The organism is Streptomyces sp. NPDC014889 (assembly GCF_043081205.1).
GTDB lineage: Bacteria > Actinomycetota > Actinomycetes > Streptomycetales > Streptomycetaceae > Streptomyces.
In genome coordinates, this window is sequence record NZ_JBIBWH010000012.1 from 43158 (window position 1) to 55725 (window position 12568).

Consider the following 12568-nt stretch of genomic DNA (forward strand, 5'->3'; position numbering starts at 1 on the left):
CGAACTCGCGCCCGCGATCCCTGTTTTCCGCCTGAATCCCGGGCCTTGGGCCGCCGTGGAAACCAGGGCCTGTTGCGAAAGTCCCGCCTGCCTCGCGACGCCATGCACGCTCCCCCAAGCTCTTCGAGCAGGGGGACCCCCAAAGCACGCACCTGACGCCGCGAGGCCCGCCCTCCGGGCGGACGACGGGACTTTCACAACAGGCCCTGGACCACGCGGCGCACGGCCGACTCCCGTAAAGTTCCCGGCCATGACCGAGTTGCGCGGCGCGTTCGTCCTCCTCCGGCCCACGGTCCGCGAGGACATCCCCGCCCTGGCCGGTATCCGGGCCACACCGGAAGTACGCGCACGGTGGAGGGGCGGGGACGACCTGGCGGCGGACATCGCGGCCGATCTGGAGGACCCGGACATCCGGTGCCTGACCATCGACCACCGGCAGCGGTCCATCGGCATGATCCAGTGGCACGCCGAGGAGGAACCGGACTACCGGCACGCCGGCATCGACATCTTCCTCGATCCCGCCGTGCACGGCAGGGGACTCGGCACCGACGCCGTACGGACCCTGGCCCGTCATCTCGTCGACGCCCACGGCCACCACCGCCTGGTCATCGACCCGGCAGCCGACAACGCCGCCGCCATCCGCTGCTACACCAAGGTCGGCTTCCGGCCGGTCGGCATCATGCGGCGGTACGAGCGCGGCGCCGACGGCACCTGGCACGACGGCCTCCTGATGGACCTGCTGGCCGACGAGCTGGTGCGCTGAGGACCGGGCCGCGGCTGCCCGTGCCCGGCCTGACGGGGCCGCGGCGCGACCTACGATGATCCATGGATGTGTGGAATAGTGCGCGCGGAGTTCTCGTAGGACGCCCGGAAGGAGCCCCACCCCGTGACGAGCACCGCGGCTTCGTCCGCCCTCGCCGCCGGTCCCGACGTGCAGCGCCGCATCCTGAAGGTCCTCGTCGCCTCCCAGATCCTCAGCGGGGCCGGGCTCGCGGCGGGCGTCACCGTCGGAGCCCTGCTGGCCCAGGACATGCTCGGCACCACGGGTCTCGCCGGACTGCCCAGCGCCCTGTTCACCGCGGGCAGCGCGCTCGCCGCGACAGCCGTCGGCCGGGTGTCCCAGGCCCGCGGCCGCCGCCCGGGCCTGGCCGCCGGATACCTCACCGGCGCGATCGGCAGCGCCGGCGTCCTCGCCGCCGCGGCCCTCGGCAGCCCCGTCCTGCTGTTCACCGCGCTGTTCGTCTACGGCGCCGGCACCGCCACCAACCTCCAGGCCCGCTACGCCGGAGCCGACCTCGCCGCCCCCACCCACCGTGCCCGCGCCGTGTCCACCGTCCTGGTCGCCACCACCCTCGGCGGCGTCGTCGGCCCCAACCTGGCCGCCCCCACCGGCGACCTCGCCGCACTCCTCGGCCTTCCCCGCCTGGCCGGACCGTTCCTGCTCTCCGGGGCCGCGTACGCGGCGGCGGCCTGCGTCCTCGCGCTCCGGCTGCGCCCCGACCCGCTCCTGCTGGCCCGCAGCCTCGCCGAGGCCGAGCAGACCCCCGGCGCGCGGCCGGCACGGGCCGGTCGGACCGCCGCAGACGCGCCGGAGAGACCGCGCGGCGGCGTGGTGCTCGGGGCCCTGGTCATGATCCTCACCCAGCTCGTGATGGTCGCGGTGATGACCATGACCCCGGTCCACCTGCACGACCACGGCCACGGCACCGCCGCCTCCGGCCTGGTCATCGCCATCCACGTCGGCGCGATGTACCTGCCTTCGCCGCTGACCGGCCGCCTCGTCGACCGCTGCGGCCGGCTCGCGATCGCCGCCGCCTCCGGGGTCACCCTCCTCGTCGCGGGCCTGGTCGCCGCCCTCGCCCCCGGCGACTCCGTCGCCCTGCTGGCGTTCGCCCTGGCGCTGCTCGGCCTAGGCTGGAACCTCGGTCTCGTCTCGGGCACCGCGATCATCACCGACACGGTGCCGCCGGCCACCCGCGCCAGAACCCAGGGCATGGTGGACGTCTCCATCGCCCTCGCGGGCGCCACCGGCGGACTGGCCTCCGGCGTCGTCGTCGATCTCGCCGGTTATCCCGTCCTCGCCCTGACCGCGGGTGTCCTCGCCCTCGCCGTCCTCCCGGCCATCGCCGTCACCGCCCACAGCCGGTGAACAGCGAAGGGTGAAACCGACGGCACGGCGCGGCGAACGCCAAGCCTCACCGGCGTCAGACGGCAGTCCAGGTAGCCTATTCCATAGATTTATGGAGGAAGATGCCTGGAGGCAGGGGAGCAGCATGGCGGAGACGACCGCGAAGGCCCGGCTCTACGACGCGTTCGCGGCCAGCGGCAAGGCGCTGGCCAGCGGGAAGCGCCTGGAACTGCTCGACCTCCTCGCCCAGGGCGAGCGCACGGTCGACGCGCTGGCGAAGGCGGCGGAACTGAACCTGACGACCGCCTCCGCGCACCTCCAGACCCTCAAGCAGGCCGGATTCGTCAGCACCCGGCGTGAGGGAGTACGCATCCACTACCGGCTCGCCGGCGAGGACGTCGCCGAACTGTTCGCCCTGCTGCGCAAGGTCGCCGAGACCCACCAGGCCGGTGTGCCGGCCGCCCGCGACGCCTACCTCGGCGACGGAGGCGGCCACACGGTCACCCGGGAGGAACTGCGGACCCGCGCGGAAGCCGGGCAGGTGGTGCTCCTGGACGTACGCCCGGTCGAGGAGTACCGCGCCGGGCACATTCCCGGCGCCGTCTCCATCCCCGTCGGCGAACTGGCCGCCCGCGTCGGCGAACTGCCCGAGGACGCCGAGGTCGTCGTCTACTGCCGCGGCGAGTACTGCGTCCTCGCCCACGACGCCGTACGCCTGCTCACCGAGAACGGGCGCCGCGCCGTCCGCCTGGGCGACGGCATGCTCGAATGGCGCCTTGCCGAACTGCCCGTGCACGCCGGAGCCCGCTCATGACCCGCCTCCCGCCGCCGCACCCGGGCCTCACCGACGGGCCGGTCCACCTCGACTACAACGCCACCACGCCCGTCGACCCGCGTGTCGTGCAAGCGATGCTGCCCCATCTGACCGGCCACTTCGGCAATCCCTCCAGCACTCACGCCTACGGCGGCGAACCGCGCCGCGCCCTCACGGCGGCGCGTGCCCAGGTCGCCGAGCTGATCGGTGCCGGCCCGGGCGAGATCGTCTTCACCGCCTCCGGATCCGAGGCCGACCTGCTCGCCCTTCGCGGAGCCACCCTGGCCGCCGCCCGGACCCGCCCCCACGTCATCACCCAGGCCACCGAGCACCCCGCGGTCCTCGCCACCTGCCAGGCCCTCGAACGCCTCCACGGGGCACGGATCACGGTGCTGCCCGTCGACCGCGAGGGCCTGGTCGACCCGGCCGTGCTGACCGCCGCGCTCGACGACGACACCGTGCTGGTCTCGGTCATGGCCGCCAACAACGAGACCGGCGCCCTCCAGCCGGTGAGGGAACTCGCCGACGCCGCCCACCGGGCCGGGGCGCTGTTCCACTGCGACGCCGCCCAGGCCGCCGGGAAGATCCCGCTGGACGTGCGGGAGTCGGGCGTCGACCTGCTCACCGTCGTCGGGCACAAGATGTACGCGCCGAAGGGCATCGCCGCCCTCTTCGTGCGCGAGGGCGTACGACTCGAGCCGGTCGTCTACGGCGGCGGCCAGGAACGCGGGCTGCGCGCAGGCACCGAGAACGTCGCCCTCGCCGTGGCCCTGGGCGCGGCCGCACGGCTCGCGGCCGACGACCTCGCCGGCGGCGCGCTCCGGCGGATCGGGGAACTGCGCGACGAACTCCACCACCGGCTCGTCGACGCCCTGCCCGGACGGGTCCGGCTCAACGGACCCGCGGACCGCCGGCTGCCGAACACGCTGAACATCGGCATCGACGGCGTACCGGGTCACCGCCTGCTGGACGGCGCACCCCGGATCGCCGCCTCCACCGGCTCCGCGTGCCACAGCGGCACCCGGACCCCCTCACCCGTCCTCACCGCCATGGGCATCGACCCCGCCCGGGCCCTGGAGGCCGTTCGGCTCTCCCTCGGGCGCTGGACCACCCGGGACGAGATCCTTGAGGCCGCGACCGCGATCGCCGCGTCGGCCACCGCCACCGGCACGCCGAACTCCTTCTCGGCACGCGCCCGGTGACCGTCACCGCCTGAGAACGGACGAGGCGGACCCGACCGCGCGGCCCTACGCGTGACCGCGTCAGGCCCGTTCCCCCCGTGTGTGAGCCGGACGGTGTGTCAGCCGGACGAGGGCGTCGACTCCCGTGCGGGCACGACGGCTTCGGCGGTGTACGCGAGGAAGGTCAGCGTCTCCTGGAAGTACAGCCGGATGCTGGTGTCGTCGTGCGACAGGTAACCGATGGACAGGTCCTGGCCGAGCCGCAGTTCGAAGTCCCCGCCCCGCGTCGACAGCAGGAACGCCCCGTCGATGGCGGGCGCCCAGACGATGTCGCCGTCCAGCACCCGGCCGATGTGTTCGATGATCGGGTAGCCGTAGTCGGAGGTCTCGCTGACCGCGGTGTACGCCGCGGCGCTCAGCGCCAGCGCGTACGGGCCGCCGACACCGGCCAGCCGAAGCTCGGTCAGGGCCTTGCTGACGACGTCCGGGTACTGGCGCGCCTCGGCCGGCAGGGTCAGGGCGGAGTTGGACGAACTCTCCCGCAGACCGGCGATGTCCGCGGACGGGTAGCCCTCGAACACGGCGCGGTCCTCGGCGAAGGCGATCTGCCGGGCGGCGTCCTTGACCGGCTGCCAGTCCGCGTCCTTGGCACCGCGTGCGACGTCGTCGACCTGCTGCCGGTCCACGGTGAACGGCACCCGCAGCTCGACCAGCGGCTGGAACCGGCGTACGCGTGCCTCGACCCCTTCGGCCGGCGCCGTGACGGTCCGCAGGTGCCCGGTCCCGACGCCTGCCGACTCCGGGCCGCCCGGCTCGGGCACGTCGACGATGCGGCGGGCCGCGACGTGCCGTTTGAACGTGCGCCGGGCCTCCTCTTCCAGGTCGGCCCACGCGGCGGCGGAGATGGGTGCCAGTTCGCGGTGCAGATTGTCCATCGCGGATGCTCGCCTCCTGTCACATCCTCAGATCGCCGATCCCCAGCGAGCCGTCCACGGTGGGCGTCCGGACCGCTGCCGGCACGGGCTCCGCCTCCTCGGCGCCTTCGCCTTCGTCGCCCTTCTCGGTCCCGCGCTCGGCCGGCGCATCCGGGAGGTCGTCGAGGAAGTCACTGGTGGGCACGGCGAACAACGACCCGGTCACCGCGGTGGAGAAGTCCAGGATCCGGTCGTGGGCGGCCGGCGGGGCGCCCAGGAACATGCGCTCCAGCATCCGCTCGGTCACGGCCGGAGTACGGGCGTAGCCGATGAAGTACGTGCCGAACTCGCCCTGCCCGACGGTCCCGAAGGGCATGTTGTCGCGCAGGATCTCGTGCTTCGTCCCGTCCGGGTCCTCGATCGTGGTCAGCGCCACGTGCGAGTCGGCCGGCTTGACCGCGTCGTCCAGTTCGACGTCGGACAGCTTCCGGCGCCCGATCACCATCTCCTGCGCCTCCACGGGCAGGGCGTTCCATGCCTCCAGATCGTGCACGTACTTCTGCACGACCACATAGCTGCCCCCGGCGAACTCCGGGTCCTCGTCGCCCACCAGGATCGCCGTGTGCGCCGCCCGGCCCGTCGGGTTCTCCGTGCCGTCCACGAAACCGAGCAGGTCACGCACGTCGAAGTACTTGAACCCGTGGACCTCGTCCCGCACGGTGACGACTCCGCGGATCCGCTCCATGATCTCGGCGGCCAGCGCGAAGCAGAGGTCCGGGCGGGCGGCGCGGATGTGGAACAGCAGATCGCCGGGTGTGGAGACCGCCCGGTGCCGCGCCCCGACCAGCTCGCGGAACCGATGCAGCTCCGCCGGACGCGGGCCCGCGAACAGCCGGTCCCAGGCGTCGGAGCCGATGCCCACGACCACGCTCAGCTTCCCGTCCGGTGTCGCCCGGAACCCGACCGCCCGTTGCAGGCCGCTCAGTTCGGACAGCGTGTCCCGTACGACCGGCTCGCCACCGCGGTCGATGGTCAGCACCAGGAAGATCGCCGCGCCCGTCAGCGGGGACAGGACCGGCTGGGGCTCCGGGGCCTCGGAGTCTGCGTACATGGAGTACGGCCCTTCCTGACGGTCACGGGCGGGCGTCTGTTCACCGTATGGCCCGAATCCGGCACCCGCCACCGCGTCCTCGACCGGTTTGACTTGCCGCGCGCTCGTGGGAGCCTGGAGGAACGGCAGCCGGAGAGGTGGACGGCCAGGTCACGACGGGCCTTCCTTCTGTGAGAAGACATGCCATGAACGACACAGCCGACTTCACGCGGTGGCTCAAGAGCCACACCGGCGAGCTGAACCGCCTGGGATCCCTCGCCCGCTCCGTCGCGAACGACCCCCACTGGCCCGTGACCGCCACGGTCGAGACCTACCGCGAGTACCTGGAGAGCCGCGGCGCCGCCCCGGAGGTCATCGACACCCTGTCCTGGGCCTGGAGCGAGTTCGAGCAGCTGCATCACTCGCACTGAGCGCCGGCGCTTCCTCGTTCTCGGTTCAGGCACCTCCGCGCATCAGGCCCTTTGGAACCGATCATCTAGGCTGACGCGGTGACTGACGAGCAGGAGCGGGTGCAGCCGTCGGGAGTGTGGGCCACGGCAGTGGGGGTGGCCAGGGTGCGGGCGCTGGAGACCGAGCGGGAGAACGCGCTGTTCCGCGACCCACTGGCACAGGCCTTCGCCGCCGCCGGCGGCCTGTGGCCCTCCTCGCCGCCGCTGCCCGATGACGAGGCCGCGCGACGCCGCCGGCCGGCCGTGTCGTTCTCCATCGTCATCAGGACGAAGTTCCTCGACGACCTGTTGCGGCAGGCCTGCGCGTCCGGGGTCCGGCAGGTCGTGCTGCTCGGCGCCGGCATGGACAGCCGGGCCTTCCGGATGGACTGGCCCGAGGGCACCCGACTGTTCGAGGTCGACACCGCGGCCCCACTGGACTTCAAGGCCTCGGTGCTGCGCCAGGAGCGGGCCGTCGCACGCTGCGAGCGGATCACCGTCGCGGCGGATCTGCGTGAGGACTGGCCGGGCGCGCTGGCCGCCGCAGGGCACGACCCGGCGGTGCCGACCGTGTGGATCGCCGAGGGACTGCTGATCTATCTGCCCGAGGACGCGGTGGAACTGCTGCTGGCCCGGATCAGCGCGCAGTCGGCGGCAGGCAGTCGAATGGGGCTGACGTGGGGCTCGCGCGGTGTGATCGAGCGCTTCGGCGCGGACGCCGCGCCGGGATCGGCGGCGTCCATGTGGGTCTCGGAGATGCCCGACGACCCGGCGGGCTGGCTGGCCGGGCACGGCTGGGAGGCCGACAGCCACACCCTGCGCGAGCGCGCTGCCGCCTACGGCCGCCCGATCAGCACCCCGCCGCAGCACGAGGAGCGGCCCGGCGGACTGATCTCGGCGGTCCGCCGGTAGAGCGCCTCCCGAAACTCGGTGGCCGCCGTATTCGATCCGTCGATACCGTCGGGCTCCCGGCCGGCCGCATCGGCGGTGGCCCCATCCAGGAGCGTTTCCCGTGACCAGCCGGCAAGCAACGACGACCCTGTGGCGTCCCACCGGCCCCAAGGAACTGGGGCTGGTGCGTGAGCTGGACTGGCGTGCCTGGCCGCCCCGGCTTCCCGAGCAGCCGATCTTCTACCCGGTCCTCAACGAGGACTACGCCGTCAAGATCGCGCGGGACTGGAACGTCAAGCACGACGGCGCCGGCTTCGTCACCCGCTTCGAAGTCGAGTCCGCCTTCCTGCGCAGGTACCCCGTCCAGCAGGCAGGCGGACAGACGATCCTGGAACTGTGGGTACCGGCCGGGGAGCTTGACGAGTTCAACGCTCACATCGTCGGCAAGATCCAGCTGGTTCACGAGTTCCACTGAGCTGCGCGGCAAGCTCGCGGCCATACTGCGACGTGAGGGCGCGGACGCGGCCTGCCCTGGCCGGCCGTGGACTCGGCAGTCAGCCCCCGGCGCGCAGCAGGCCGCGCTCGTTAGGCCCTCTGTGTCAGTGGTCGTCCCAGTGGCCCTCGTGGGCGGCGTGATGGTGGCCGTCGTGCACGTAGTCGACATGGTCCTCGTGGGGTACGGCCACATGTCCGCAGCCCTCGCCGTGCTGGTGGTCGTGGTCGGCGTGGGTGGTGTGGCCGGTGCTCACGCACTCGTCGATGTGGCCGTCGTGGGACTTGTGGAGATGTCCGTCGTGCACGTAGTCGATGTGGTCCCCGTGCGGGACGGCGACGTGGCCGCAGCCCTCACCGTGGGTGTGGGTGTGGTCGTCGTGGGTGCGGTGCTCGGCGGCGGTGCTCATGCGCTGCTCCTGGGGGGAGGGGTGCCGTTCGGCGGCCTGCGGGCGGTGCGTCGCGGACCGCGCGTAGTGGAGTCACTATAGGGCGATTCAGGTGCATATGGGAGGAGTGTCGCGTGGGCTGGGTGTGCGGCGGGCCCGGGGCGGTCGGGAGGGGGGCGGTGCGGGCGGTTGAATTGACCGCGGCTTTGATGCCTGATTCTTGTAGTTGCATGTGATGTGCAGAAACCTGGAGGTGCGGCTGAAGACGGCCGCCCGGCGACAAGTAAGGCCCGCGCCTCAATGCCCACCGCACCCGACACCGCTCCCACGAGCCCCGCCGCGACCGCTGCCGCAGGAGCTCACAGCTGGCGCCGCGTCCGTGCGTCGATGACGCGGAGAGAGTGGGCCGGCGTCGGCGGGATGGCCGCCTTCATCCTCGCGCTGCACGTCATCGGCTGGTTCACGCTGGTCGCGATCGTCGCACCGCGGCACTACGGCGTGGGCACCCAGACCTTCGGTGCGGGCATCGGGGTCACCGCCTACACGCTCGGTATGCGGCACGCCTTCGACGCCGACCACGTCGCCGCGATCGACAACACCACCCGCAAGCTGATGGGGGAGAGGAGGCGCCCCCTGTCGGTCGGCTTCTGGTTCTCCCTCGGACACTCCACGATCGTCTTCACCCTGGCCCTCCTGCTCTCCCTGGGGGTGAGAGCGCTGGCGGGCCCCGTCCGCGACGACGACTCCGAACTGCACGACATCACGGGCTGGATCGGCACGACCGTCTCCGGAACGTTCCTCTATGTCGTCGCGATCATCAACCTGCTGATCATGGCGGGTATCTGGAAGGTCTTCCGGCGGATGCGGGCCGGCCACTACGACGAGGCGGCCCTGGAGGAGCAGCTCGCCAACCGCGGTCTGATGAACCGGCTGCTCGGGCACCTGACGAAGGCCGTCACCAAGTCGTGGCAGATGTATCCGCTGGGACTGCTCTTCGGCCTCGGATTCGACACCGCGACGGAGATCGCGCTGCTGGTGCTCGCCGGTTCGGGCGCCGCCTCAGGGCTGCCCTGGTACGCCATCCTCTGCCTGCCGGTGCTCTTCGCGGCCGGCATGTCGCTGCTGGACACGATCGACGGCTCGTTCATGAACTTCGCCTACGGCTGGGCCTTCTCCAAGCCGGTCCGCAAGGTCTACTGCAACCTCACCATGACGGGACTGTCCGTCGCCGTCGCGCTCATCATCGGCACCGTGGAACTCGTGGGCCTGATCGCCGACAAGGCGGCCCTGCGCGGCCGCTTCTGGGACTGGGTGTCCGGCCTCGACCTGAACCTCGTCGGCTACGTCGTCGTCGGCCTGTTCGTCGCCACCTGGGTCGTTGCCGCGGTGGTGTGGAAGGTCGGCCGTGTCGAGGAGAAGTGGGAAGCGGGCATGACCGGCTCGGCGCCGGCGGAACGGGCCGCCGGGCATGGTGCGCGCCCCACGGACTGACCGCGCTTGTTGCTGTTATCGTGTACTTGCAAGTCATGCGCAATAACGTCGAAGGGTGATGTTGGACATGGCGGTCTACACGCTCCCGGAGCTCCCGTACGACTACGCGGCGCTCGCCCCGGTCATCAGCCCCGAGATCATCGAGCTGCACCACGAGAAGCACCACGCGGCCTACGTCAAGGGCGCCAACGACACCCTGGAGCAGCTGGCCGAGGCACGGGACAAGGAGTCGTGGGGCTCGGTCAACGGCCTGGAGAAGAACCTGGCCTTCCACCTCTCCGGGCACATCCTGCACAGCATCTACTGGCACAACATGACCGGCGACGGTGGCGGCGAGCCGCTGGAGAAGGACGGCGTCGGGGAACTGGCCGACGCCATCGCCGAGTCGTTCGGCTCCTTCGCGGGCTTCAAGGCGCAGCTGTCCAAGGCCGCCGCCACGACCCAGGGTTCGGGCTGGGGCGTGCTGGCGTACGAGCCGCTGAGCGGCCGTCTGATCGTGGAGCAGATCTACGACCACCAGGGCAACGTCGGCCAGGGCTCCACCCCGATCCTCGTCTTCGACGCCTGGGAGCACGCCTTCTACCTCCAGTACAAGAACCAGAAGGTGGACTTCATCGAGGCGATGTGGCAGGTCGTCAACTGGCAGGACGTGGCCAGGCGCCACGCCGCCGCAAAGGAGCGCGGCGACAGCCTGCTGCTCGCGCCGTGACGACGTAGTCCCGTGGATGTCCTGCTCGTGATCGTCTTCTCACCCTTCACCGGCAGGCGCACAGTGAAGTGCTCCCCCTGGCACGCAGCCCGGGGGAGCACTTCCGTGTGACCTCGGCCGACCGATGTCGCCAAGACGTCCTCAACGTCACTTGGAGAGAAGCGTGTTGAGTTCCGGGAAGGTGAGGCCGCCGGACAGGGAGTCGTAGCCACCTGTGTCGAAGAGTTCCCGCGCGGCGCGGCGGGCGGCGGCGTAGGCGGCCTGAGCCACGCCCGGGCCGAGACTGACGCGGGCCACGCCGAGGGCGCCCAGCTCGGCCACGCCAAGGGCGCCGGGGCCGGCCATGACGTTCAGCGGGACGGAGACCCCCTCGGCCAGCGCCGCGATCGTGGCGGTGTCGGTGACACCGGGAACGAAGACGCCGTCCGCGCCGGCGTCCACGTACCGGCGCGCCCTGGCGAGGGTCTCCTCGAGTCGGGTGTCCGGGTCCCCGAGCCCCAACAGGTACGTGTCGACACGGGCGTTGAGGAACAGCTCCCCGCCCGCGCGCTCGGCGGCCCGCCGGGCGGCGGCCAGCCGCGTCGCGAGCTCCGCCGGGGCTCGGGTGCCGTCCTCGATGTTGACCCCGACGGCTCCCGCCGCGAGCACTTCCGTGACGGTCTCGGCGACCTCGGCCGCGTCCTGCCCGTAACCGCCCTCGATGTCGGCGGTGACCGGGACCGCGACCGCGGCGGCGACGCGCGAGATCAACCCCAGTGCCTGATCGCAGCCGAGCGCGTCACCGTCCGGCGAGCCCAGCGACCAGGCGACGCCCGCACTCGTGGTGGCGATCGCGGAGGCTCCCGCGGACTCGACGACCCGGGCGCTCGCCACGTCCCAGGCGTTCGCGAGCGCGAGGGGCGCGGTGGACGTGTGCAGGGAACGGAAGAGCCGGGCCTTGGCCGACTGCGAGGAGGTCATGCACGGAGTCAAACACGTCCCCCGCCCATCCTTCGGCGGGAAACCGACATCGGCGTCGATCCGGGCCCCTGCCACCTCTTCGCCCTACGCCGCCTGTGCACCGGGCGGCTTGAACACCTGCCGCCCGTGCCAGTCCAGGTACTGCGCCGCGACGACGGGCCGACCGGGCCGGGGCGCGGCGGCCCGCTGACAGTGCAGGGCGTCTATGGCGCGTCCCGCTGTGCTGCGGGCGACGTACAACTGGGAGACCTGGATGCGCAGATCGGGCAGGAGACCGAGGACGCCGAGATCGAAGAGCGTGTGGTGCAGGGAGCACAACGCCAGCCCGTTGCTCACGTCGTCCGGCCCGTTGTGGCTGTGCCACCGCACGTGGGCCGCTTCGAGCCCGACGGGATTGCGGCCGAGCGCCCCGTCGAATCCGCAGAAGGCGCAGGCGTACGCGTAGGCCCGGAGCACTTCCTCGACGAACCCGGCCCGCCGTTTGCGCGGCTTCTCGGGCATCGCCGCGGGCACCTCTTGGCCCAGGGCGATCAGATCCAGCCCCACGGCATTGCAGATGGGCGCCTCCAGAGCCGGCGTGAAGTGCTGCTCCATGAGAAGCCGGGCGGCCGCCGCCAGCGTCCCCGGATCCGCCAGCAGCACCTCCACCTCGGGCCGCAGCCTTCCCTGCGCGCCCCGATCCCGCAGCCAACCGCCGCGTCCGGGAGCGTCCGTCGCGATGTCGTTGCCTTCCCGGTCCCGCACCTCCCACAGCTCCCGCTCCAGGTGCACGAACGGCATCGCCGCCCTCTGCCGGGCGAGAGAGCGACTCGCCACCGCGGGCCCGAAGTCGTTGATCAACCGGCTGACGGGTTCCTCCGCCTCCTGGTAGGTGACCGCGGTACGGCCCGAGGCCGCGAACCTGCCCAACAGCCAGAGCAGCAGCAGGGGTTTGTGCGGGGCTCTACGGTTGCGTATCCGCGCCTGCCGCAGTCCGGCCAGAGCACTCAGCAACTCGACGCGGGTCATCACCAGGCAATCCTGACACTCGGTCCGGTCCGCGGGGGCGAGGGGTCGGGTA

At 71.8% G+C, this 12568-nt stretch carries 14 protein-coding genes; 9 read left to right on the forward strand and 5 right to left on the reverse strand.

Features of this window, described 5'->3' with window-relative positions; all coding sequences use genetic code 11:
- The first annotated feature begins 250 nt into the window (after nucleotides 1-250).
- The 4 genes from ACF09J_RS23930 (at nucleotide 251) to ACF09J_RS23945 (ending at nucleotide 4144) form a co-directional block, all read left to right on the forward strand.
- A complete protein-coding gene (locus ACF09J_RS23930; RefSeq protein ID WP_392307472.1) occupies nucleotides 251-763 on the forward strand; it encodes a GNAT family N-acetyltransferase in 513 nt (170 codons plus the stop codon).
- A gap of 123 nt (nucleotides 764-886) precedes the next feature.
- A complete protein-coding gene (locus tag ACF09J_RS23935) occupies nucleotides 887-2149 on the forward strand; it encodes an MFS transporter (protein WP_392307473.1) in 1263 nt (420 codons plus the stop codon).
- 124 nt (nucleotides 2150-2273) lie between these two features.
- Nucleotides 2274-2942, forward strand: coding sequence for an ArsR/SmtB family transcription factor (locus ACF09J_RS23940; RefSeq protein ID WP_392307474.1), 669 nt, complete (start codon nucleotides 2274-2276; stop codon nucleotides 2940-2942).
- Nucleotides 2939-4144, forward strand: coding sequence for a cysteine desulfurase family protein (locus tag ACF09J_RS23945; protein ID WP_392307475.1), 1206 nt, complete (start codon nucleotides 2939-2941; stop codon nucleotides 4142-4144). Before ACF09J_RS23940 ends, ACF09J_RS23945 begins: the two co-directional genes overlap by 4 nt.
- Nucleotides 4145-4242: 98 nt before the next feature.
- On the opposite strand, the gene ACF09J_RS23950 is transcribed toward ACF09J_RS23945, so the two are convergent.
- On the reverse strand, nucleotides 4243-5058 hold the full coding sequence (locus ACF09J_RS23950) for a family 1 encapsulin nanocompartment shell protein (RefSeq protein WP_392307476.1): 816 nt from the start codon (nucleotides 5056-5058) through the stop codon (nucleotides 4243-4245).
- 19 nt (nucleotides 5059-5077) lie between these two features.
- On the reverse strand, nucleotides 5078-6148 hold the full coding sequence (locus ACF09J_RS23955; RefSeq protein WP_392307477.1) for a Dyp-type peroxidase: 1071 nt from the start codon (nucleotides 6146-6148) through the stop codon (nucleotides 5078-5080).
- Nucleotides 6149-6333: 185 nt separating this feature from the next.
- On the opposite strand from ACF09J_RS23955, the gene ACF09J_RS23960 reads away from it, so the two are divergent.
- The 3 genes from ACF09J_RS23960 to ACF09J_RS23970 all read left to right on the forward strand — a co-directional run bounded on the left by ACF09J_RS23960 (nucleotide 6334) and on the right by ACF09J_RS23970 (nucleotide 7942).
- Entirely contained in the window at nucleotides 6334-6558 is a 225-nt protein-coding gene (locus tag ACF09J_RS23960) for a YozE family protein (protein ID WP_392307478.1), read from the forward strand.
- Between the two features lie 114 nt (nucleotides 6559-6672).
- Nucleotides 6673-7488 (forward strand): class I SAM-dependent methyltransferase, encoded by an 816-nt coding sequence (locus ACF09J_RS23965; RefSeq protein WP_392307692.1) that lies wholly within the window; start codon nucleotides 6673-6675, stop codon nucleotides 7486-7488.
- 100 nt (nucleotides 7489-7588) lie between these two features.
- Nucleotides 7589-7942, forward strand: a complete 354-nt coding sequence (locus ACF09J_RS23970; RefSeq protein ID WP_392307479.1) for a hypothetical protein — start codon at nucleotides 7589-7591, stop codon at nucleotides 7940-7942.
- A gap of 124 nt (nucleotides 7943-8066) precedes the next feature.
- Here the strand turns inward: ACF09J_RS23970 and ACF09J_RS23975 are convergent, their stop codons facing one another.
- Entirely contained in the window at nucleotides 8067-8369 is a 303-nt protein-coding gene (locus ACF09J_RS23975) for a hypothetical protein (RefSeq protein WP_392307480.1), read from the reverse strand.
- Nucleotides 8370-8648: 279 nt separating this feature from the next.
- Here ACF09J_RS23975 and ACF09J_RS23980 point away from each other — a divergent pair, with 279 nt between their 5' ends.
- Both ACF09J_RS23980 and ACF09J_RS23985 read left to right on the forward strand, forming a co-directional pair.
- Entirely contained in the window at nucleotides 8649-9839 is a 1191-nt protein-coding gene (locus ACF09J_RS23980; protein WP_392307481.1) for a HoxN/HupN/NixA family nickel/cobalt transporter, read from the forward strand.
- A gap of 67 nt (nucleotides 9840-9906) precedes the next feature.
- A complete protein-coding gene (locus tag ACF09J_RS23985; RefSeq protein ID WP_392307482.1) occupies nucleotides 9907-10548 on the forward strand; it encodes a superoxide dismutase in 642 nt (213 codons plus the stop codon).
- A gap of 147 nt (nucleotides 10549-10695) precedes the next feature.
- Here ACF09J_RS23985 and ACF09J_RS23990 read toward each other — a convergent pair whose 3' ends face one another.
- Complete coding sequence (locus tag ACF09J_RS23990) at nucleotides 10696-11508, reverse strand: isocitrate lyase/phosphoenolpyruvate mutase family protein (RefSeq protein WP_392307483.1); 813 nt, start codon at nucleotides 11506-11508, stop codon at nucleotides 10696-10698.
- Between the two features lie 84 nt (nucleotides 11509-11592).
- Complete coding sequence (locus ACF09J_RS23995) at nucleotides 11593-12516, reverse strand: phosphorothioated DNA-binding restriction endonuclease (RefSeq protein WP_392307693.1); 924 nt, start codon at nucleotides 12514-12516, stop codon at nucleotides 11593-11595.
- Nucleotides 12517-12568 lie beyond the last annotated feature (52 nt).